This window comes from Acidicapsa acidisoli, assembly GCF_025685625.1.
Lineage (GTDB): Bacteria > Acidobacteriota > Terriglobia > Terriglobales > Acidobacteriaceae > Acidicapsa > Acidicapsa acidisoli.
In genome coordinates, this window is the sequence record NZ_JAGSYI010000001.1 from 2,408,941 (window position 1) to 2,432,703 (window position 23,763).

The following is a 23,763-nucleotide window of genomic DNA, read 5'->3' on the forward strand; positions in this document are numbered from 1 at the left end:
GGTTTCTTCTTCGTTTCGCGCTTTGGTGCGTCTTTGCTTCCCATAGAGACAGTTTACAACCCGCCATTCCATTCGTATTCGAGGCAGAGCAAAAACAGCCGCCATGTTGACTCTTTCGGGTCAGTATGGCGGCTGTTTTGATTTCTTCGATGAGGGAATCAAGCCTTGGCAGGCACCAGATTTCCCAGCCGCTCCTGCAGCAACTCTTCGCCGCGAGCAAACAACTCATCGACTGGAAGCTTGCCCGCGTCCACATCGGCCAGGATGGCCTTCTGCGCCTGGTACTCCTTGTTGACAATGCCTGACTTTGATTGCAACATCCGCCACGCCTTGCGCCGCTCCACACAGAAGAGAACCAGTTGCCGCGAAATCGCCATGTACGTCGGCTCGCCGCCAGCCTTTGCCGGAGCGATCTGGATATACACGCCAAAATCCGGGATAAACGAGCGATGTTCCGGATGCAGATAGCGTCGGTAGACCGCATCCTGCTGCGTGATGCGCACCAGCATGTTGTCGAGCGAAATGAGCTTGGCAATCGCGTCCTTCTTCACCTTCTTCAGATGGTTGCGGAAGCGAGCTTCGGTCGTGCACCAATGGGCTACGGTGTATCGGCTCGTTTCGCCGGTAACCTTGTCTTTCGTCGAGTACCAGTCCATATCGGGTGCCGGATTGCCCTTGACGTCGAGCGCTTCCTGATATGTCTCGCCCATCCGAGGATTGAAGATGAACTCCGGCACGCCGCGCGAGTCACGCACACGCTGCGCCTGGGTCAACGCCATATCGTCGGCCACGCCATGCTCGGGCTGGCAGGTGGTAAACGACTGGATGAATGCCGTCCCGCGATATTCGAGGCCGTCCAGAATCGCCCGGTACAGCTTGGGCGCGTTGGCCATTGAGATCTGCGCCACAAACGGCGATCCATGTCCAGCCAGGAAGGTTTCAGCGACTGTTTTCTTCTCGTTGTTCTTGCCCTGCGTCGCCGAGCCGAAGACGTTCATGTCGTTGCCGCCCAGCATCGGCGTCGAATCCGAATTCTGCCCTCCAGTGTTGGAGTAGACCTGTGTATCCAGCATCAAAACCTTGACGTTGGGCCGGTTCTGCAGGATCACCTTGGAGGTGTTCTGATAGCCGATGTCGCCAATGCCACCGTCGCCGCCCACTACCCAGACCTTGGGCAGTTCGATGATCTCCTGATCCGTCATCGTGGCGTCGGTAAAGTGCGTGAACTCATAGTATTCGCGCTCCGAAATCACATTCTCGTCGCGCGTCAGAATCGCATCCGTCAGCCGCTCCGGAATCACGGACCGCCGCGCATGATCCACAATGAAGCTTTCGCCCATCAGCCAGCCCACCGTCACGCCATCCTGGAAGAGCGAGTTGATCCACGGATAAGGATGCGGATTGTTCGGCGCAGTCGAGCCATACACGGTATTGCAACCGGTATGCGCAGCCATCGCCATGACCGACATGCCGTTGGCCAGGCGTCCATCCACCGGCTGCAGGCTCTTGTGGTTGAAGGCTTCAGTCAAGAGAATTGCAGCCAGCGACTCCACAATCTGTTGGTCAGTGATCGGCCCATTCGCGGCTTCGTGCGCGGCAATCCTCGACTTGGTGTCCTCGGTATTCTCACCGCCCAGACCCAGAATCAGATGAGACGTAAGCTGCTTCAGAATTGCGTATTCTTCCGGGTTACGTTCGGCAAGTGCGGCCAGTCGAGAAGCTCCGACCTTTTCCAATTCGCCTGCCTTGGCCAGGAAGCGATCGCTCTTTGCGTGGTAGACGGGCCGCATATAGGCCTCGGTCACAGCGGCGATTGCGCGGAGCACAGATTTTTCGCCACAACCCGCGCAAGCGCCGTCGCCTGAAACCAGCGCGTCGTAGTTTGAGCGCACCATCAGCAGATTGCGCAATGTAGCCGTCTTCGACTCCGCTGGATTCGCCGCGTTGAACAACCCAAGGAACTTCTGCGAAGTATCCGGCAGCAGATCCAGGAACGCCGTTCCCGTCTCATGCTCCGCATTCACGTCTTCGGTCTCAGCCACCATCTTCAGAGCTTCGTGATCGCCGCAAGCCGTCACGCAAGCGCCGCAACCCTTGCAAAGATCCGAAACAAAGATGGAGAAGACGCCGCCCGAGCCCGGCTTCTTGCGCTCCGGCGAAGAGAAGATCGCGTTTACCTTGGTATAGGCCAGCGGCACCTTCCGGATGATGTTGGCGAACTGAGTCTTCGCTCGTTCCGAGAATCCCTCAATTTCGTTTGTGACAGAAATCAGAATCTCCGGCAGCGGCGTCGAACCCTTCTTCGCAACCACATCGTTCATCTGAACGCGGGCGCGAGACTCAATCTCTGGAATTCGCGACAGCATCTGAGCACGATCGCCGAAGTCGGTCACGTAGCGCATCACAGCCGTGCGCAGCACCGTCTCAAGCTCCTGCGAAGTATTTGGTAGCGCCGTATCCGGGCAGGCCGCGATGCACTCCATGCACTGCGTGCAGTTCTCTGGAATATAAAGCGGAGTCTCGCGCCTCGCGACATACTTCGAAGCCGTGTCGCCGGTCGCGGCAGCAATCATGCCCAACGCTGCCAGCGGAGTCGCTGGCTGGTCGTAGCCGTAATTCGAGCGGAACTCCTGATCGAAGGTCGACAGCAGATTGATCGGCGCGCGTTCGGCCTGGCCCGCAGGCAGAGCATGGGACCGGCACCCGCTGCCGCAGCTCGCGCCTTCCGCAACATCCACGAGCACCGGCAGCAGCGCAGGCCCACGCAGGCTCGATCGATCCGGAGCGGAAAGCTCGCCGATGTTGATCTCTGTGACCATTTCAAAGCCCTTGATCATGACTTCCATGTTGGAAGCCACCACCGCCTCGCCCAATTTGCCAAACTTCTTAACGTACTGCTTGTGCACAACCTCGCGATACTTTTCCTGCGAGATGCCGAACTCCTCCAACAGCGGCGAAACCGCAAAGAAAGCTCCCAGAAACGCATTGCCCTGCATGCGAAGCTGCAGATCAGCGCGGTCCGTAGCATTGCGCGCAATCTTGAAGCCCGGCAGCGTGAAGACGCGAATCTTGTTGTCCACAATCTGCTTTCGCGCCCATTGCGGCAATCGTTCCCATGCTTCCTCGCCGGTCTCCTCCGATTCCCAGACAAGACTTCCGCCCTCGGCCATTCCATCGAGAGGATTGCAGTGCGTAAATGCTTTGGGATCGCAGCAGAGCACCACATTTACATGGCGCAGATCGCAGTTCACGCGGATACGATCCTTCGCCGCGACCATGAAGTAGCTGGTCGGCGCACCCTTTTTCTCAGAACCGTACTTGGGATTGGCGCTGACGTGAATGATTTCCTTGGGATTGCCAAGTTCGTCCACCAGCCCGTCGCGCTCAAACAACGTATCGTTCAGATCGCCAAGAATTGCGCCCAGGTTTTTGCCCGTGGTGATCGCGCCCCACCCTCCGATGGAGTGGAAGCGCACCGCAACCGCGCCTTCCGGCAATAGCGAAGGACGCTCTGGCGAGTTGACTTCGTAGGGATGATCGATGCCGAGGACGATGAAGGATGCGCCGTCCGCTGCTGTTTTTCCATCCTTGCGCGCCCTGCCTGCCGTGGCATACTCGAACGCGGCAATGATGTGTTCAGGACGGAAATCGCGTGAACCTAGGCCGTAGGTTCCGGAGAAGATGCGCGGCATTTCTTCCGCAGTGATTCCGGGCAGCGTCTCTTCCGCCGGATGACTCGCGTAAAGAATGGCCCCCTGCGCAGCCTTGTTCAGCGCGGTGCGAATATCGCGGCCCAATGGATTGTCCCCGGACATCGCTTCATCTGTGCGCTCCAGAATGATGACGTTCTTCTTGCCCTTGAGCGCCTTCACGATTGCTGCTTCGGGGAATGGCCGTATCACGTTTACGTGGATCGAGCCGACGCGAGCCACATCCGCTCCACGCGTCTCACGCAGGTAATCGACTGCAGCCTCGACGTTTTCCGCAGCCGACCCGAGCGAAACAAACACCGTATCCGCGTCGTCGCACTTGTACTCCGAGAGCAGCCCGTAGTACCGACCCGTCAGGTCGCCAAAGTCCTTGTAGGCAGCCTCCAGCATCTCCAGAATAGGCTCGACGAAGTTGTTTCGCCGCGCCACGACGCCTTGCATGTAGTGTTCCTGATTTTGTACCGGTCCAAGCATGAGTGGATTGGCGAGATCGAGCATTGCCGGAACCCGGCGGCGTTTGGGTCCGAACAGTACACGCTGGCTCTCGGTCGGAGTATCGATCAGATCTTCCGGAGCGCCGAGATACTCGCGAATCAAATCCGACTCATGCTTATAGAATGTCCGCTCCAGGTGAGAGGTAAGGAATCCATCCTGAATATTCATGCCTGGCGTCAGGCTCAGCTCCGTCACCCGGCGCAGAATCAAAGCCTGATCGGCCGCCTGCTGAGCGTCTTTGCCAAAAATCATGATCCAGCCTGTGTCGAGAGCGCCGTAGATATCGTCATGACCGCAGTGCACGTTGAGCGCGTGTTTGGTTAGTGCGCGTGCGCCAACCTCGAGCACCATCGTCGAGCATTTGCCGGGCGCATGGTAATACTGCTCCACGCCGTACACTATCCCTTGTCCGGAGGTGAAGTTCACGACACGCTTGCCGCACACTGAGTGGGCAATCGCGCCACCCTGGGCAGCATGCTCGCCCTCCGTTTCGATGGCGATCGTGTTGTGGCCAAAGACGTTCAGGTTGCCTTCAGCGTAGGCCTGCTGAAACAGCTCGCCTCCCTCGGTTGAGGGAGTAATTGGATAGAAGACGCCAGCGTCAGCAATGCGAGTTTCTGTATGATACGCAATAAGTTGATTACCGTTAGCCGTAATTCGAATGCCGGGATAACGTGCTGCCTGCTTGCCTGCATTGGTCGTCATGATTCTCTCCATCGCGCCTTGAATTGCCTTGGCAGTTATTTCTGTTGATTCCAGTAGCTTATCAATTTCAACGTAGCTGGATCAGCCAAACTCTTTGTTCTCAATAGTTCGACTGGGATATCGAAAGCCGGAATCGACCCGCTTTGTGCGGTCTTCGTGCTTGAATGAGATGGGGAAACGCTTCCGATCCGTGCCACAGATTGTACGGCTGCAACGGAGAGAGCCGCAACCGGCCGTGTTACCTGTTGGGATGGCCGGCAGTTTCCCGAATTGAAAGCCTAACTTGCATCGCGGCTCAGCTTCTCCGGGGCCAGATCGAACTGCCCCGACGCCGATCCGCCTCACGTTCAAGGCGTCTTTCGCGTCCAACCCCGGCAAAGGAAACAATGAGATCCGTCATTCTTCCCCTGGCTCTTCTGTTTATCCTCCTGGAATCCGTCTTCCCGGGCCTGCCGTCCTTTGCCGCTGATCATCCTCAGCCTCTTTCGGGGGCCTTCGCGACGCCGCTGACCGATGCGGCGGTTGATAACGCATCTTTTGCCGAATGGTTCGGCGGCTCGGAACACCCGTTGGCGAATCCCAATCTTCTGCGGCAAATTCTCTGGACGCAGGCCACAATGCCAACGTCCGGCGGCTTTGTGACCTACGGAGTCTCCAATCAGCCGGGCCCTCGCTATCTGCGTCTTGGGTTTAAAGTCCCAGTTGCAGTTGGCACCGTTCTCGTCCGTGGCGGTGACCAACTCAGCGTGCTTCGTCCCGACGCGCCTTATCCGGGAAACCTGGCAGACGACAGCCAATGGATTCCAGCACAGCGCGTTTTCAACCGCGCGGTTACGACCGCCGAGGTTGGCCAAGGAAGCTACGCTCTTTGGGATTTGCCGAAAGTCGCTCAGGTTCGCGCCCTGCGATTCACCCACATTGCTGCGGTTACAGATTCCAATTACTCCGGGGTACTCGGCGGAGTGTATCTTCTCTCCGGCCGATTCGCTAATCTTGCCCCGCAGGCGTCCGTTATCACAAGTGCCAATGCTGGTGCTGCCCCACTGCTCATCGATGAAAAGAACAACTCCTGGGCCACCTGGGACAATGGGCCGGAATTCCTTCATCCCGTAACCTCTGCCTCTCCAGAGTGGATCATCCTGAGCTGGCAACACCCGGTCCAACTGAGTGGTCTCGTAGCCTTGTGGGCTGGTTTCAATGCAGCCGACGCAGAGGTATTTACCGGCCCGAGCGACGCACCGCTACGGGGAGCCCCCGATAGCGAATGGCATTCTATCGGTCAGCCATTTCAACTGCGGAACCAATACCCGCTCCAACTTGGCGTCGATTGGCTCGATTTCGGCAAGACGGTCGAAACGCGAGCCGTTCGGCTTCGCCTGACGCAGCCCACCAACGAGTCGCGTGATCCGCAGCACCTGACTGGGCGCACGAACAACGGCAAACGCGTCTGGCTGGGCGAACTGATGGCGATTACGCCTCTGGCTGATGGAGACCTCAAAGAGGCTCTGCTGCCCGTTGCCCCCGCGGCCCCAAATCCACCCATTCCAGTTCGATTCACGCTCCCGTCGCCCAGCTATGTATCGCTGGTCATTGACGATGCCCAGGGCAATCGCGTGCGCAACCTCGTCTCCGATACGTTATTTCCTGCTGGTCCCAACACGGTCTGGTGGGACGGTAGCGATGATCTCGGACGCGTCCCCGATGCCGCCGCGCATGGCCTCTATCTGATACCGACTCACTTCGTCTCTCCCGGCCGATACCAGGTACGCGGAATCTACCACCAGGCAATCGATCTGCGCTACCAATTCTCTATTTACAACGCCGGCCATCCAGCCTGGGAGACGCCGGACGGCACCGGCGGCTGGCTCACGAACCACACGCCTGCATCCAGTGCGCTCTTCGTGCCTGCCGATAAGGCTCCCGGCGGTAAGCCGCTCGTCTATCTTGGTTGCTGGGTCTCGGAAGGTGGCTCCGGATTGGCCTGGGTAGACCTCGACGGAAACAAGCAGGGAGGCCGTGGATGGATCGGCGGCGCGTGGACCGCTGCCCAGTTTCTGGCGGGCGATACAGGGCCTCGCGCCAACCCCGATATCTACGCCTATGCCGGTGCGGTATTTGGCGAAGGTCTAACCAAAACGACCATTCGTGTTACCGGTCTTAGCGGCCACGGCGACAAGGCCATTCTCAATTACACCTTCGACCTGGATGAGAAACCGCGAGATCGAACAGCCTCGGTCGCGTTGTGGAAACAGGAATTAGGAGGTCTGGCAATCCATAATAACGTCGCGGTTGTGAGCCTCACTTTGTTGAAAAAATTGCTGTTTGCTGATGCTACCACTGGAAAGATCCTGGGCGAAGCGCCTGTAGATAGCCCACAAGGCCTGGCATTCGATCTTCAGGGAAATCTTCTGGTGCTCTCCGGCAAGCACCTGCTGCGATATCGCTTATCTTCGGATGGGGCCTCACTGCATCCCGAACAACTCGCGGCGCCCCAACTTGTGGTTGCCGAAGGACTCGACAGTCCGTCCGGACTCACGGTCGATGATAACGGGAACATCTACGTCAGCGATCAGGGCAATTCCAACCAGGTCAAGATGTATTCATCCGCGGGCAAATTTCTTCGCGCCATTGGTCATCCCGGACCCTCACATGCAGGACCATACGATCCAATGCACATGAATAATCCCAAAGGCATGACGGTTGACAGCAACAACCGTCTATGGGTTACCGAGGATGATTTTCAACCAAAGCGAGTCAGCCTTTGGAGTCTCGATGGCAGTCTGATCAAAACCTTCTATGGGCCTCCAGAATACGGCGGCGGGGGTTCACTCGATCCCAAGGACAAGACAAAGTTCTATTACCATGAGATGGAGTTCAAGCTCGATTGGAAGACCGGTAGTTATGCCATAACATCGATCCTCGATCGTCCAGATAAAGATAGCTTCCCGTTTCCGCGATTTGGATCGCCGGAGTCCGTAGAATATAGCGACGGCCATCGCTATTTCGACAATACCTACCTCGCCTATCCAACCAACGGTGTCAGCATCGCCGTATTGTATCTGGATACTGGCGGAGTCATCCGTCCCGTCGCGGTCCTCGGCAAAGCGAATGATTGGGACATCCTGAAGACAGATGCGTTCAAATCTAAATGGCCAGCGAATACTGATCCCTCCAGCCGGCAACCGAAGGACCAGATCCTGTTCACATGGTCGGATATCAATGACAATGGCAAAGTAGATCCCGACGAAGTCACTTTCCTCAAAGCCGATAGCGGTTCGATCACTGTAATGCCGGATTTAGCCATGATCGATTCCTACGTCGACGGAAAGGCGATGCGCTATGAGCCCGTGAAGCGAACACCCACGGGCGTTCCGATTTACGATCTTCGCGCAGGCCAGGTAGTCGTCGATGGTGCGCAACGGAACATGTCTGACGGCGGCGGTCAGGCACTCTATTCAGCCGATGGCACCGTGCTGACCACTGCGCCAACGCCGTTCGCGCGGGATGCGCTCGGGGGAGTCGATCGTCTCGGTCATCGCTGGAGTTATCCGAGCCTTTGGCCGGGCCTGCATCCGAGCCACAGCGCGCCCGTTCCCGATCGCCCTGGTGAATTAGAAGGAACCACGCGCCTCCTCGGTGGATTTGTCCATCCCACCGGTTCTGATGCTGGTCCGCTGTGGGCGATCAACGGAAATCTCGGCGAAATGTACCTCTTCACAGCAGATGGCTTCTACGTAACGCAGTTGTTCCAGGATGTGCGGGTCGGCAAAACGTGGAGCATGCCTCAGGCTCAAGTCAATATGCTGCTCAATGACATCACTCCGCATGACGAGAACTTTTTCCCCTCGATTACGCAAACTCCAGATGGAAACATCTATGTGGACGACGGAGGCAGAACGAGCATTGTGCGAGTGGATGGCCTGAACAGCATTCGCCGCCTTCCGTCATCGCCGCTGGTCGTGACGCAAGACGAACTTGACAAGGCGCAAACCTATCTCAAACAGACGGAAGCATCCCGCCAAGATCGCCTCGGTCCGCAAACACTGGAAGTTGGAATCCGGTCCGGCGCTTCTCAATCATTACCCGATCTAATGGAAAGCCTGAAGATGGCGCAATGGGCGACCATCGATCATCGCATCGCGCAAGTTGGCTGGAACCAGAAACCCGACTTAGCCGAAGCCGCCGTCACCATTGCCGGAGGACGACTGATTGCAGCCTACCGCACTGGCGATCCAAATCTTCTCCGTAACTCCGGCGCAGTAGCCAACGCACCCTTCAAGACCGGTGGCGCACTCGATCTGATGATTGGTTCCGATCCGCACGCAAATCCGAAACGCACTACTGCCGTTGCAGGCGACGAGCGATTGCTCGTCTATCAAGTCGGCGGAAAAGTTCGAGCCTTGCTGTATCGCGCTGTAGTCCCTGGTACGCCCCATCCAGTACCCTTTTCCTCGCCTTCTCGAACGATCACTCTGGACGCAGTCGAAGACGTCAGTACTCTCGTAGAACTGCAGGCACTGACCGGAGACGCAGCGGGGAGCTTCGTCTTCTCGATTCCTCTCGAAGCCCTCGGACTCAAGCCGGTTGCGGGACAAAGAATCCGAGCGGATGTAGGAATCCTGCGTGGAAACGGCACGCAGACGGTGCAGCGCGTCTATTGGAGCAACAAGGCCACTGGCATTACTTCCGACGTACCGTCGGAGGCAGAGCTTTCGCCCAACCTATGGGGCGAGTGGATATTCAAAGCCGTTCCGTAACCGCCTCATTGTCATCCAATTATTGAAGACGAAATGGTTCACACCTATTCATGCGCGGTGCCTTGCGTTACTTCCGGACGCCGGGAGTGAGCGGTATTGGCCAGATTACTTCAGCTCAGTTCTTTACCCTCAAGAATTAGAAGTAAGTCCATCCCGCTGCGCAAAGTTACAAAACCAGCAGTAAGCCTGCCAAAGCCTGAGGGGGCAAGGAGAATGTCGAGCACGCCATCGATCGCACCATCTAACCAGATCAAACCGAATCTAATCTGGGGAACGTTTGAGTGGTTTGGTGAACTCGGCATCTTTGTGTGGCAGGTCTTGCGTGCAGCCGCCACGCCTCCCTTTCAGATTGCGGAGTTCATTCGTCAACTCGACGAAATTGGCGCTAAATCGCTGCCGCTGGTGGCCTTGGCCGGTTCTGCAGTCGGCGTGGTGCTTGCGCTCGAAGCTCGATACAGTCTGGTGCGATTCGGCGCGAAATCGCTGCTTCCGTCTGCCATTGTATTCGCCGTTGTCACCGAGATGAGTCCGATTATGACCGGGCTCGTCGTCAGCGGCCGCGTTGGCGCGGGCATCGGAGCGGAACTGGCCGCGATGAAAGTAACTGAGCAAATCGATGCCATCGAAGCTTCGGCAGTAGATCCCCGTAAGTTGCTCGCGGTGACGAGAATCGCCGCCTGCATCGTCGCGCTGCCACTGCTCACCCTTGCCTCATCCTTCTGCGGAGTTGTGATGGGCTGGGTGGCATCCACCCTGGTTGAACCGATCTCGATCGTGCGGTTCATCAACACAGGATTCAAAGGGGCCGGTTTCAAAGACTTCCTACCGCCAACGTTCAAGACCTGCGTCTACGGCATGATCATCGGCACCGTAGCCAGCTTCCAAGGGATGCGGGCAAAGGGCGGTGCCGAGGGAGTTGGCAGCGCCGCAACGACTTCTGTGGTGTTGTCTTCTTTATTTGTGATTCTCGCGGATGTGATTCTTGTGAAGGTCATCCTATTGCTCTTTCCATAAGGCACGTGCAAGTGAGGAAACCAGGATGCAAGCAGCTCAGGCAAACGAGACAGCCAACACAAGCATTGCGGAGAATAACCAACCCGCGATTGTGATTCAGAACGTCACTAAATCATTTGGCGCCCAGCGAGTTCTGGATGGAGTATCTTTCACCGTTCCGCGAGGCGAGACTCTGGCCATTCTTGGACGCAGCGGCACGGGCAAGAGTGTGTTGTTGAAAATAATCGTTGGCCTGCAACGACCGGATACGGGCGCGGCGCTCATCCTTGGGACCAATATGGCAGAGGCGGATGATCACGATATTGCCGAGGCGAGAAAGCGGATGGGATTTCTCTTCCAACACGCTGCTCTGTACGATTCGCTCACCGTGGAAGAAAACGTCGCTTTCCCGCTGTTGCATCATCGCAAAGAGTTATCCGAGTCCGAAAGACACGACCGCGTCCAGAGCCTGCTGCACGAAGTAGGACTCGACGGACATCTGGACAAAATGCCGTCCGATATCTCTGGTGGCATGCAAAAGCGCGTGGGACTGGCTCGCGCGCTCGCTCTGGAGCCGGTCATTCTGCTTCTCGATGAGCCAACGGCGGGCCTCGACCCAATCAGTTCTGGAGAGATTGATGAGTTGGTCCTGAAACTGCAGCGCGAGCATCAACTTGCGTCGATCGTCGTAACCCACGATATGGTGAGCGCAAAGACCATCGCCACGCGGATCGCACTGATGGACAAAGGAAAGTTCGTCATAGAAGGCAGCTTCGAAGAGCTGCAGGGGAGCGATGAACGCTTTGTGTCGCAATTCCTTCACCGGGATTCTTAGGAGCCCAAATGTCTAGAAATGCGCGCCTCGGCGTCTTCATCCTCGGAACGCTTGTCATACTCGCAACCGGAATTTTTATTATCGGTGGGAAGAAGTACCTGTTTACAGCAACCTATACGCTGAAAACTAACTTCGCAAATGTCGCCGGCCTTGACGCAGGAGCGGATGTGCTGATTGGCGGCGTACACAGCGGAACGGTTCGAACCATTGATTTGCCGAATAAGTCAGGCGATCCGATTACCGTTGTGATGGAGTTGAACGAGTCCACGCGGCACATAATCAGACAGGACTCCGTCGCTACAATCCAAACGGAAGGATTGCTTGGAAATCAATATGTCGCAGTATCTTTCGGTTCCTCAGATAAGCCTGAAGTAAAAAGTGGGGACACAATCGCCAGCATTCCCCCGCTGGAGATGAGCGCGCTCTTGGACAAGGCAAACGGGCTGCTCGGTCAGGGGCAGGCTGCCATGGTGAACATCAATAAGGTAGCCGAGCATCTCAATTCGGTTACGGCAAAGGTTGATAGCGGCAATGGTACCGTTGGCGCATTAGTGAATGATCGAGCGCTTTACAACAACCTGGATCAGACAGCCAGCAGCGCGCGCGCGGCCGCTTCTTCTGCACAAACCGGTATTAAGGACTTTCAGGACAACATGGAAGCCTTGAAGCACAACTTTCTTTTGAAAGGTTACTTCAAGAACCGGGGTTATGAAGATTCTGGAGATTTGGGCAAAGACGAGATTGCAAATTTACCGCAGGCAACGACGATCAAAGATTTCACTTTTCAGGCCAAGAACCTCTTCGATAAGCAGGATTCCGCCAAGTTGAAGGGGCAAAAGGCTCTCAACGCCGCTGGCGAATACCTTGCCGGCAATGACTTTGGGGTTGCCGTGATCGAAACATCGACCGGCAAGGCGGGCAGTTCCGATAGCGATCTTACCTTGGCGCAGGCTCGGGCAATGGTAGTACGCGATTACATCGTGCAGCACTTCGGTTTTGACGACACAAAGCTGAAGACCGTCGCACTGGGCAAAGAGACCAGTGATACCTCGAAAGCGGACTGGGGTCTGATAAGAGTCCTCATCTACCCCAATGGAACACCCATTCCTCCCGATAAATCGGCCGACAGCAAGCCGCAGGAAAATTCCCCGGCCGCTTCGAAGTAGCCGGGGAATTGCCCAAAAGAGTGCATTGAGCTTTATAGGTCAGATAAGTTCTTGTCCTTCGTTAACACTGATATGTGAGGTGAGTGTCCGGTATCACCTCTCTCCGCAGCTTGCGCTAAGCAGTCCGTTGGGGAGCAACACCCCTTAGCTCCACAGATTGCTTAAGGATGGATTTATGAAGATAGTTTCGATTGTGGTCGCAAGTGCCCTCGCTCTCACCAGCGCAAATGTCTGGGCGGCATCCGGACGAGAGGACTCCGTCGAGCGACTCCAGGCGGCGGCAGAGGTCATGCACAGCATTCAAGAGGCTCCGGATCACGGCATTCCAAATTCCGTTTTTGATGACACAAAGTGCGTCATTGTTGTTCCTCATCTGATCAAAGGCGGCTTTGTCTTTGGTGGCAAGCACGGACGCGGCGTTGTAACCTGCCGCACGCCAGACGGCTGGAGCGCGCCTGCATTCATTTCGATTGGTGGAGGCAGTTGGGGTCTTCAGATCGGTGTGCAAGAGGTCGACCTGGTCATGCTGGTCATGAATGACCGTGGCGTGCAGCACCTGCTTTCCAGCAAGTTCGAGCTGAGTGGTGAAGGATCGGTAGCTGCGGGACCGGTAGGTCGTCAGGCAGTAGCCGGAACCGACTGGAAATTGAACTCCGAAATTCTCAGCTACTCGCGTACAAGGGGTATCTTTGCAGGGTTAACCTTGGAAGGCGCAGTCGTCGAGCAGGACAACGATTCGACTTTCGCTATCTATGATCACGAGCCATCGTTCCGGCATGTTCTTTCCGGCAGAGTGGCTGTTCCTGCCTCCGCCGATGGGTTCCTGAAAGAAGTGAGGCACGACTCGGCTCGTGCGCGTGAGGAAAACAAGTAGGTCTGTTCGACCGTTTGGTTGAAGTTGGTTTGTTAGAGCTTGTCGTTGAAGTCACGAAGACTGGCCGGGCTGATTCAGCGGCACGGCCAGCAATGATTCCACTAAGGAGAAAGAGTCTATGTCGTTGATGGCAGTGTTCGTCGCGCCGCTTGTTGTCGGTACGCCGCTGTTAAGTGTGCTGCTCACGCTGGTTGTCGTGGGTATCCTACTTTGGCTCGTGAATCTGATTCCGATGCAGTCCACCATCAAGTCCATCTTGAACACTATCGTGGTAATCATCGTCGTGCTCTGGCTATTGCAGGTATTCGGACTATTCTCAAGCCTGTCGAATATTCGCGTCGGGCGATAGCCGCACCGTCGTTAACCAGCAAGTGGATCTTTGACAGTGAAACCAGACCGCACGCTATGAAATGGCAGAAGGCAGGATGTCTTCTGCCATTTCTTCGTAATGACGCTCAGCCAGCCTCGTACTGCTTGGCTTCCAGCTCGGCCCATCTGGCGTACAGCGCATCGACCGCATTCTGCGCCGCTTCCACGTCCGCAAGTGCAGTCTGCAAGCGCGCCGCGTCCGTAACAACCTCAGGCATCTCAAGAACTGCCTGCTTTGCCGCAAGCAGTTCTTCGCCCGCCGCAATCCTGCTCTCGATGGTTGCGTAGTCCCGCGCGTCCATATATGAGAGCTTCTTTTTGCCGCCCGAAGTGCCAGCGGTCTGCTCGGCATAGGCAGGTTGTCCGGCTGCTGCCGATCTGGCCGTAACTCCTATTGCCGCGTCTGCCCTAGCCGTCGCTGTCTTTTGCTTCGCCTGCCATTGATCCCACTGCGAATAGTCCGCAAAGCGTTCAGCGTTGCCCATGCCATCCAGACCCAGCACTACATTGGAAATTCTGTCCAGCATGTACCGGTCATGAGTAACCAGAACTAATGCTCCCGTATACTCCAACAGGCTCTCTTCCAATATCTCAAGCGTCGGAATATCCAGATCGTTCGTAGGCTCATCCAGCAACAGTAAATCCGCCGGTTGCAGCATCAGGTTAGCGATCAGCACACGTGCCCGCTCACCGCCGCTCAAACGCTCCACGGGTTGATTCAACTGCTCGCCAGTGAAGAGAAACCGCGAAGCCCACGAAGCCACATGAATCACGCGATCCTGATAAATCACTGAGTCGCTCTCCGGCGCCAGAGCCCTGCGCAAAGTCACCTTCTCATTCAGCACACGGGTCTGATCGAAGTACACAACGCGCAGCATGTTAGCCAGCTTGATCTCACCCGCATTCGGCTCCGTCTGCCCAAGCAGCAATCGCAGCAGCGTCGTCTTGCCGCTGCCATTCGGTCCCACGAGGCCCACGCGCATTCCAGCCGTAATATTAAAGTCCAGCCCCGCCAGCAGAGTCCGCTCGCCAATGCTGTAATGCACATCCTTTAACTCGACTAGTCGCTTGGTCTGCCGCTCCGTCGCGGAAAAATCGATGCCTGCGGTCGAAACCTGTGCCCGGCCTTTCATATCCTTCAGCTCGCCAATCAACTCCGTTGCGCTGTCGATTCGCGCCTTGCTCTTGGTGGTGCGCGCCTTTGGTCCGCGACGCAGCCACTCCATCTCGCGCTTCACGCGATTTTCAAGCGATTCCTGCCGCTTGGCTTGCGACTCCAGAAACTCTTCCTTCTTCTCCAGAAACTCGCTGTAATTTCCATGGACGCGCAGCAATCCCTGTGGATACTGCCTGTTCAACTCCACCATCTCCGTCGCAACATTCTCAAGGAAGTAGCGATCGTGGCTCACTACCACGCAGGCAAAGGGAGCCGTCGAAAGCAGCTCCTCCAGCCATTCAATCCCCGCCAGATCAAGATGGTTCGTAGGCTCGTCAAGCAGCAAAACGTCCGGCTGCTGCGCCAGCGCCTGCGCAATCGACAACCGCTTCTTCCAGCCTCCGGAGTAGGTTCGGGCTTCCGTATCGAAGTTTTCAAATCCGGCCCGACCCAGCGTCTCCGCGATCCGGGCTTCCCATTCGCTCTCATGCACGTGAGCCCGTTTCAGCGCCTGCTGCACCACATCGCGCGCCGTCACCCCGGCAGGAAACTCGGAGACCTGGGCCACGTAGCTCAGCTTCGTCAGCTTGCGCTTCGCCACTTCGCCTTCGTCCGGTTCAATCTCGCCAGCCAGCACGCCCAGCAGCGTCGATTTCCCCGACCCGTTCGGCCCGATCAAGCCAATCCGGTCGCCCTCATCTACCACGAAGCCGATCTCGCGAAAGAGCGCAGCAGCTCCAAAGGCCTTCGTCAGCCCCTGTCCGTTCAATAATGTCGCCAAGGTTTTTCTGCTCTCTATGCGGGGAATTCGTCCTACACTTCAATTCTAAATGGCGGTGAGTCTTGAATGCAGACTCGGATTGATTCGCGGTAATCGTAGCGACTGGAGCATAATTCTTTACATGCCATTCCCTGCTATCCAGAGGCTGTTGCGCAGATTTGCTCCTCGAGAAGAGCCATGTCTTCGGCTGATGTTTAGCGACCCGGACCCGTTGGTCTCGCACAGCGCACAGTACCCGGAGGTTCCTGTGCCAGATGATTCTAGATCTCTGATGTTCGTTGCCGCCCGATGGGCGAGCCACGATTTGTATGGAGAGGATATGCCAGGCGTTGCGGCTGACCTTCTTGAGCTTGGTTACGATTCACCTTCGCTAAGAAGACTCGCCGGAGAGATAGAAATTCACAATTCAGCGGACGCCGAACCGCTAGTCGCAAAGATGTTTCATGAACTCGACGTTTGCTACCCATCTTCGGAGCGTATGTCGAAACTCATCACGTCGCGCCAGATTGCAAGGGAGGTAATCGCTGGCCTTCGCGACCCATGGAAGGCGGCAAGCGACCTGGGCCCAGTTTGGCAGTGGCAGCCAGGTATCCCTGAATTACAAGACATTGATTCGATCCTTGATGAAGCCGACTGGTCTCGCGAACACCGCCGATCTTCCCCGGAGTTAAAAGTCGCGCTACTGGACGCTTTCGCACGCCTCGGCACCATGAATATACCCGAAGTTTAGCTTCAAACTATTCCGGAAACCCATCTCAGCAGCTATCCTCGTAGCCATGTCGACGTCCGCTTTTAGGCATTTCAATCCAGATGAACCTGGACAGGCGTGTCCAACGATGACCGTCGTCCTCTTCGCGACCAAGTCAGGATGCCACGTCTTCTCGGAGTCAGTGAAGACGCAACCAGGAATCCATTGTGTCGATCCGCATCGCCTGTTACCGTAGTTACTTCCGGGCTCCGTAAATATGCCGCAAACAGTAGATTCGCCAAGTCGCGTTTCCGAAGAAGAGGTCACGCCGCGCACCGAGAGTGAGGACTCGTCTCCAGTCCGAAACCGCCTCTCGCGATTTTTCGCGGACTTCCGGCATCCAGGCCCGTGGCATGTCCTCGTCATCACCGCTATTCTGGCGCTCCTCGGCTTCGGCGGACTTTTCTTCTGGCGCTGGATGCATCGCCCTGCGACCCAGTCGCTCAGCGTCGTCATCGCGGATTTTGAGAACTCCACCGGTAACCCCCAATTCGACCTGGCCCTCAAGACCGCTCTCACCATCGATCTGCAACAATCGCCGCTTCTCGCTGTTAGCTCTCGCGGAAAAGTTCGCCAGACCCTCGTTGAATTGAAAGCTCCCGTCGATAAGCCGCTGACCCCGGAGGTTGCCCGCGAGGTCTGCTCCCGAATTCACGATCAGACCTACCTCTCCGGTTCAATTCGGCGCTTTGCCCGGAAGTACATGGTTTCCGTCGCGGCCTTCGATTGCTCCTCGGGACGTTCCCTGGCCGAGAGTAAAGGCATCGCCGAATCTCCCGACGGCATCGTTGCAGTTCTGGATAAAGTCGCCGTCGATCTCCGAAAGCAACTCGGCGAGCCTTCCGATACCATTACACGCTTCAGCAAGCCGCTCTTCGCCGGTCGCACCCCATCGCTCGAAGCCCTGAAGGCCTACGCCGACGCCAGCCGTCTGGGACTGGAGGGCAAGCTTCAGGAGTCCGTGACTCCGTATCAACACGCCTTGGAGCTGGATCCCGAGTTCGCGCTGGCCTTCGCGGATCTCGGCGTCGCATACTCCAATCTTGGCGAGCAGGATCTTGCCCGGAAAAGCCTCACCCGGGCTTATGAGCTGCGGGACACGGTCGACGAGCCGGATCAGCTCTTTATCGTCTCCACGTACAGCAACATCGTTACGGGCGACACGCAGGCCAGCATCCGCAATGACAAGGAATGGAGCGCGGAGTATCCGCGCAATCCGGTGCCGCTCCTCCATCTCGCCGACCTTGAAAACCGCATCGGCAAGCCAGCGCTGGCCGTCGATCCCGCTAAACGCGCTCTCCAACTGAATCCGGGGGATGCCTATCCTTACATCGTCCTGGCCCGCGCACAATTGCACCTTGGGCAATTCGAGCAGGCGGTCGACACCTGCCAGCTTGCCATCGAACGCCATCTCGACAGCGAGCAAATCCACGGATTTCTCTTCCAGATCGCCTTTCTGCGTCTTGACCAGGCAGAGATGGACCGGCAGATCGCGTGGGCAAAAGATCAGCCGGCCGAGCCCTACCTGCTGCAGCAAGTGGGTCTCATGGACTTCGCTCTGGGCAAAGCCAAAAACGCGCAGGCCGTGCTCGAAAGCGCGGCGGACGAGTACCGAAGGCAAGGCGAGAGCGAACTCGCCAATCAGATGGTGAGCCGGATTCCACGCATCGAGGCGGAACTCGGCCTCACCTCAGCCGCGCACACCCTGCTCGCGCGTTTGCCGAAATCCAGTGAATCATTGACGGGAGACTCCGTCGATGTCCCGGTTGCATGGGCTCATGTCGGAGAGACTGCGCGGGCCGATGCGTTGGCAAAGCGAGAACTTGAGTCTCATCTCACCACAACGCTCTGGCAGGAAGATTTCGGACCCCAGATCAAAGCAGCCATCGACCTGAACCAGCAGCGGGCCGAAGACGCGATCGAGGATCTCAAACCGGCCATTCCATACGATTTATATAGCTTCGATGGGCCCGGGATGCGTGGCCGCGCCTACCTTGCCGCGAAACAGCCAGATCTTGCCGAAGTCGAGTTCCACAAGATCCTCGACCACCCGGGCATCGAGCCGCTGTCGCACAATTACCCGCTGGCGCAGTTGGGTCTCGCCCGGGCGCTGGCGGCACAGGGTAAAACCGTGGAGGCCGGATTCGCCTACAAAGTTGTTCTGCAAATCTGGAAGGACGCCGACGCCGATCTGCCGCGTCTCAAGGAAGCTAAAGCAGAGTTCGCCCGCCTCGCCACCGAACCGGGCAGGACCAGTGGCGAGACCGGACGAGCCACGACGAAGCCCGCACCTTCAGCGTCGTCACCCCGCAAACCTTCGGCAAGTAGGCGCTGATTTGGCTTAATTGCTGACGGCGACCGCTTCTTTCTCGGAACTGGTTGCGACGGCCCCATTGGCGGTCGCGGCGGAAGCCTTTCCAGCCTTCGGAATGCCATCCAGCTCGGCTTTGCCTTCCGCAAGCCGCATCAAAAACTCCTGCGAATTGAATCCGCCATGCGGTTTCCGTCCATCGGTGGCGCGGGTATAGCTGCCATCCTCCTGCATCAGGCGAGACTTCGCGGTATCCGCCAGATACGCCGGGAGAATCTCGTCATGAATCCGCGCCCTGGCCGCTTTGTCCCGAACCGGGAAGACCACTTCGCAGCGTTCAAAGAGGTTGCGGGGCATCCAGTCGGCGCTGCCCAGGTAGATCTCTTCGCGCCCGCCGTTCGCGAACTGGTAGATGCGGCTGTGTTCCAGGAACCGCCCCACAATCGAGCGCACGCGAATGTTTTCGCTCAACCCCTTCACGCCCGGCCTCAGCGTGCAGACACCACGAATGATCAAGTCAATCTGCACCCCGGCCTGCGAAGCCGCATACATCGCCTCAATCACCTTGGGCTCCAGGAGCGCATTCATCTTGGCCACAATATGCGACGGTCTGCCTGCAGAAGCGTGCTCTGTCTCGCGCCGGATCAGTTGCAGAAAGTTCTCCGCCATGGTCAGCGGTGCGACAAGCAGCGGTTTGTAATCATCGATCTCCGCATGAGCCGTCAGGTAATTGAAGACCATGTGAACCTGTTCGGTAATCGACGGATCGCTCGTCAACAGGCTCAAGTCGGTATAAAACCGCGCCGTCACAGGGTTGTAGTTGCCTGTGCCCAGGTGACAGTAGCGCCGCGTTACGCCATCTTCGTCACGCCGCACCAGCATGGCCAGCTTGCAATGCGTTTTCAAGCCGACTACGCCATAAAACACCTGCACGCCCGCGTCTTCCATGCTGCGCGCCCAGCGAATATTCGACGCCTCATCGAAGCGCGCCATCAGCTCCACCACGACCGTAGCTTCCTTGGAAGCTGCAGCCTCAGTCAGTGCCGTAAACATCGGCGAATCCGTGCTGGTGCGGTAGAGTGTCTGCTTCATCGTCACCACGCGCGGGTCCACCGCTCCCTGCTGGATAAAACTCACCACCGGGTCATATGAGTCATACGGGTGATGCAGCAGAATATCCCGCTGCCGCAGATCCTCGAATAAGTCCGAAACTTTCCGGCTCAGGTGCAGTTGTTTGGGAACAAACGGCTGGAATTTCAGGTCAGGCCGCTGAATATCCCCGTAAAAGAACATCAGCCGCGCCAGATTTACCGCCCCATCCGCCTGGTAGATCTGCGACTCGTCCAACTCAAAATTCACCCGCAGCTTGTCCACAATTTCCGGATGGGCATTGCTCACAATCTCCAGCCGCACGGCGTCGCCCTTGCGCCGGTTGTGCAACTCGCTGCGAATCGACTCCAGCAGCGACCGCGATTCTTCTTCCTCGAAGTAGAGGTTCGAGTTGCGCGTCACCCGGAAGGCCGCGTGAGCCAGCACCTCGTAACCCCTGTACATGCCGCTCAGGTTCTGTGCCACCAGGTCCTGCAAAAGAATGTAGTCGTAGCTTCCGTTCGCGTCGGCCAGCCGCACAAACCTCGGCAGTGCCCGCGGTACCGTCAATACTCCCAGAACCACCGGCCCGGAACTGCGCCGTTTGGCCCGCAACAGCATCGCCAGGCACAGGGCCCGATTCAGCACTCTGGGAAACGGATGCGCCGGATCGATGGTAATTGGCGTCAGCAAAGGGTCCACTTCACGCTGAAAGTAAGCCAGCGCCATCGTCCGTTGCTCGTCGCTCAACTCCTCCCATTGCAACAGCCGAATTCCATGCTGACGCAGCCCCGGCAGCAACTGCTCATTCCAGCAGCGGTACTGCGCCGCCACAAACTCATGCATCGCCGTCGTTAATATTTCCAGCGACTCCTGCGGAGGCAATCCGTCGTATCCCGGCTCCGTGTGACCGTCTTCTGTCCGCTGCAGCAGCCCGGCCAGCCGAATCTCGACGTATTCGTCCAGGTTGCTGCCCGTAATCGCAAGAAATTTTACGCGCTCCAGAATCGGGTTCGAGTCGTCTTCCGCTTCTTCCAGCACCCGCCGGTTGAACTGCATCCACGATTTATCGCGCCCCGCGAACTGCTTCTTCCGCTGTAAATTCCTTGCCATGCCTATCCTCTTCCGCCCTGCGGCTCGTCCGGGTTCGCGCTGCGACCTCAAACGGTGGAGTCCCAAAGTCTAGTGCTTTTCCCGATCTCCAGCAATCCCGCCGGTTTGATGGCCCACAGTCATCTCTCATCTCTTATCGCATTCCGCATTCGCCGCGTGTTAACTGCCGAAGAAATCCTGCGGTAGGGCGCATCTTCAATCTGACGCGACTCGTCTTGACGCAACTTATCTTGACTCAACTTATCGTCGGGCTTGAGGATAGTGACAGGGACATTCCGGCCCAGCGGCCATTTTTTCCACTCATCTCCGCCGGCCCATCCCTTCAGGAGCGACCATCATGCCCTCAAATTCCCCTTCACCCGATCAGACCATCATCGCGGAAGAGCAGCTTGCTCCCGGGAGCGCAGCCTCGTCCAAAGAGTCTGAGATGCAGAGAGGGAATTCCCGAAAGCCGGAGCCGGAAGCCGAGCCTGCCAGCGGCGACGCGTTGCTCGAGAAGATTGCCGCCGAGCTCTATGGAATCAGCTCGATGCTCCTTGGCGAGGGCGAGGAAGCCGTCGGCCTCATAGAGGGGGTAGTCGCAAACGTAGATCTGCCAACCTGTTGCGACACCGCAGAGGCACGGCGCAAAGCCCGGCTGCTTCTCGCTGCGGACGCGATTACGCTTTTGGGACAACGCGACGCTTCCACGAATGAGGCTTTGGCTGCTCCGGGAGACGACTCAGGGCCGGCCGGCTGCATTGAAGATGACGATCTCTCCGCAGCAGGCGTCACCCCTGACGAACTCGAAAGAATGATTACCGGCCCCGAACACCATCGTCTGCGCGACTGGCTCGAAGGTCTTTCCGACTCGTTGCGGGTCATTTTCGTTCTGCGCGCCATCGCCGCCCTGACTTCGGTCGAAGTCGCGGAGCTCCTGTCCAAATACGGTGGTTTGGCAGCTCGGGGCTGGACTGCGGAAGCCGTCCGCAGCAACTTCCGCCAGGCGCTCTGCTCCCTGGCCTCGCAGCTGATTCACGCCACGGCTACCAAATAAGGCGTCGAAATTCCCCGAAAAAAGGCAAATTTACCACGATTCGGCCTTCCGCTGTCGCCGCCGCCGACCGTTTGCACTATTCTTGTCCTTTGTTTTGGAACCTTTCTGAGATCATGTTGCATCCATTACCAGACCAATCTGAACGAGTAGAGTGAGAGTGATACCTGCCGCCATGCAAAATTTGCTCCATCCCCCAGCCGTCTCCAACAGGACAACCCTGTTCGCGACGAATCTGGTCATCGCCGCGCTGGCGACTTTTTCGATTCCCGCGACTGCCCAAATTAATCTCAGTGGCCAGCAATCGGCCCCCACGCCTCCGCCAGCTTCCAGCTATCAGGGCAGCGTGACCAATGGAGCTGCGACGACCGGCATACTCTCGCTCACCCTGGATGAAGCAGTTCAGCGCGGCCTTCAGACCAACCTCGGCCTCCTGCTTTCAAATACCAATATCTCGGGTGCCAAAGGCCAGCGTCTTCAGGATCTGCAAGCCCTGTTGCCGTCGATCGATGCATCGGCAAAGGAAGCCTATGAGCAGAGCGATCTGGCTGCCGAAGGGCTCAAAATCCCCGGTTTCCCCACGATCATCGGCCCATTCGGCTACACCGACATTCGCGCCAACCTCACCTGGTCTGTCCTGAACCTGAATTCGCTCAAGACCTACATGGCTGCCCGCCACTATTTCCAGGCATCCCAGCTCTCCGCGGACGACGCCCGCCAGATGGTCATCCTCACTGTCGGCAACGCCTACCTGCGAGTGCTGGCCGATCAGGCTCAGATTGAATCCACCCAGGCCCAAGTGGAAACTTCCAAAGTCTCCCTCGACCAGGCCGTCAGCAATCACTCCGCCGGTACAGCTCCTCGTCTCGACGAACTCCGCGCACAGGTCGATAATCAGAGCCTCCAGCAGCAGTTGATCGTAGCCCGCAACACCTGGGAAAAAGACAAGTTGGCTTTGGCCCGGGCCATCGGCTTGCCGCTCGCTCAGAATTTTGAACTGGCCGACAAGGCTCCCTATTCGGCCTTCGATCAGCCTGACGTCCAAGTGGCCATCAAGCAGGCCCTGGCCAACCGCAAAGACCGCCAGGCCTCCGCCGAGTTGACCAAGGCAAATGTAGACCAGCGAAAGGCAGCCACCGATGACCGTTTGCCTACCATCAAGGCCGAGGCCGATTACGGCGATATTGGCGTAAACGTTCGTCATTCGCATGGCACAGTCGACGCCACGGGCACCATTACCATTCCGATTTTCAAGGAAGCGCAGTTCCGAGGCGAAGCCCAGGTCGCGCAATCCCAGCTCGACCAGCAGCTCGACCAGCAAAGCGATCTCGATGCCCAGATTGAGGCTGACGTCCGCGACTCGCTCCTGGATATCGCCTCGTCGCAGCAGCAGGTAGAGGTCTCGCACTCCAATGTCGAGCTCTCCAACGAAGTTCTCTCCGAGGCCCAGCAACGGTATTCCGCAGGCGTAAGCGATAATCTGGCCGTTTCACAGGCTCAGCAAACAGTGGCCCAGGCCAACAGTCAGTACATCAACAGCCTTTACCAGCACAATCTCGCCAAGCTCAATCTGGCGCGTGCCATGGGTGTGGCCCAGAACTACAAAGAATATTTGGGAGGTAAGTGAT

At 57.3% G+C, this 23,763-nt stretch carries 13 protein-coding genes; 10 read left to right on the forward strand and 3 right to left on the reverse strand.

The genetic code is table 11. The features are described 5' to 3' along the window. Positions 1-158 precede the first annotated feature (158 nt). Entirely contained in the window at positions 159-4,910 is a 4,752-nt protein-coding gene (locus tag OHL23_RS09690) for a 2-oxoacid:acceptor oxidoreductase family protein (protein ID WP_263351577.1), read from the reverse strand. Between the two features lie 386 nt (positions 4,911-5,296). Here OHL23_RS09690 and OHL23_RS09695 point away from each other — a divergent pair, with 386 nt between their 5' ends. From OHL23_RS09695 to OHL23_RS09720, 6 genes are all read left to right on the forward strand, one after another. Continuing rightward, positions 5,297-9,667 (forward strand): hypothetical protein, encoded by a 4,371-nt coding sequence (locus OHL23_RS09695; protein WP_263351578.1) that lies wholly within the window; start codon positions 5,297-5,299, stop codon positions 9,665-9,667. A gap of 213 nt (positions 9,668-9,880) precedes the next feature. Continuing rightward, positions 9,881-10,681: an MlaE family ABC transporter permease gene (locus tag OHL23_RS09700; protein ID WP_263351579.1), complete on the forward strand. Its 801-nt coding sequence runs from the start codon at positions 9,881-9,883 to the stop codon at positions 10,679-10,681. A 25-nt stretch (positions 10,682-10,706) separates the two neighbouring features. Then, on the forward strand, positions 10,707-11,495 hold the full coding sequence (locus OHL23_RS09705) for an ABC transporter ATP-binding protein (RefSeq protein WP_263351580.1): 789 nt from the start codon (positions 10,707-10,709) through the stop codon (positions 11,493-11,495). Between the two features lie 8 nt (positions 11,496-11,503). Then, positions 11,504-12,661, forward strand: coding sequence for an MlaD family protein (locus OHL23_RS09710; RefSeq protein WP_263351581.1), 1,158 nt, complete (start codon positions 11,504-11,506; stop codon positions 12,659-12,661). A 175-nt stretch (positions 12,662-12,836) separates the two neighbouring features. Next, the gene (locus OHL23_RS09715; protein WP_263351582.1) at positions 12,837-13,535 is read left to right on the forward strand and encodes a lipid-binding SYLF domain-containing protein; all 699 of its coding nucleotides are present in this window, start codon (positions 12,837-12,839) and stop codon (positions 13,533-13,535) included. Between the two features lie 118 nt (positions 13,536-13,653). After that, complete coding sequence (locus OHL23_RS09720; protein WP_263351583.1) at positions 13,654-13,884, forward strand: Thivi_2564 family membrane protein; 231 nt, start codon at positions 13,654-13,656, stop codon at positions 13,882-13,884. Between the two features lie 106 nt (positions 13,885-13,990). Here OHL23_RS09720 and OHL23_RS09725 read toward each other — a convergent pair whose 3' ends face one another. Then, positions 13,991-15,841 (reverse strand): ABC-F family ATP-binding cassette domain-containing protein, encoded by a 1,851-nt coding sequence (locus tag OHL23_RS09725; RefSeq protein ID WP_263351584.1) that lies wholly within the window; start codon positions 15,839-15,841, stop codon positions 13,991-13,993. Between the two features lie 319 nt (positions 15,842-16,160). On the opposite strand from OHL23_RS09725, the gene OHL23_RS09730 reads away from it, so the two are divergent. Together OHL23_RS09730 and OHL23_RS09735 are read left to right on the forward strand one after the other, a co-directional pair. Continuing rightward, on the forward strand, positions 16,161-16,571 hold the full coding sequence (locus OHL23_RS09730; RefSeq protein WP_263351585.1) for a hypothetical protein: 411 nt from the start codon (positions 16,161-16,163) through the stop codon (positions 16,569-16,571). A gap of 235 nt (positions 16,572-16,806) precedes the next feature. Continuing rightward, positions 16,807-18,924 carry a tetratricopeptide repeat protein gene (locus OHL23_RS09735; protein ID WP_263351586.1) on the forward strand — a complete coding sequence of 706 codons (2,118 nt, stop codon included), beginning with the start codon at positions 16,807-16,809 and terminating at the stop codon, positions 18,922-18,924. A 6-nt stretch (positions 18,925-18,930) separates the two neighbouring features. On the opposite strand, the gene ppk1 is transcribed toward OHL23_RS09735, so the two are convergent. Then, positions 18,931-21,102 (reverse strand): polyphosphate kinase 1, encoded by a 2,172-nt coding sequence (ppk1, locus tag OHL23_RS09740; RefSeq protein ID WP_263351587.1) that lies wholly within the window; start codon positions 21,100-21,102, stop codon positions 18,931-18,933. Positions 21,103-21,439: 337 nt separating this feature from the next. Here ppk1 and OHL23_RS09745 point away from each other — a divergent pair, with 337 nt between their 5' ends. Together OHL23_RS09745 and OHL23_RS09750 are read left to right on the forward strand one after the other, a co-directional pair. Next, positions 21,440-22,138: an RNA polymerase sigma factor gene (locus tag OHL23_RS09745; protein ID WP_263351588.1), complete on the forward strand. Its 699-nt coding sequence runs from the start codon at positions 21,440-21,442 to the stop codon at positions 22,136-22,138. Positions 22,139-22,310: 172 nt separating this feature from the next. Then, positions 22,311-23,762 carry a TolC family protein gene (locus OHL23_RS09750; protein ID WP_263351589.1) on the forward strand — a complete coding sequence of 484 codons (1,452 nt, stop codon included), beginning with the start codon at positions 22,311-22,313 and terminating at the stop codon, positions 23,760-23,762. The last annotated feature ends 1 nt before the right edge of the window (position 23,763 follow it).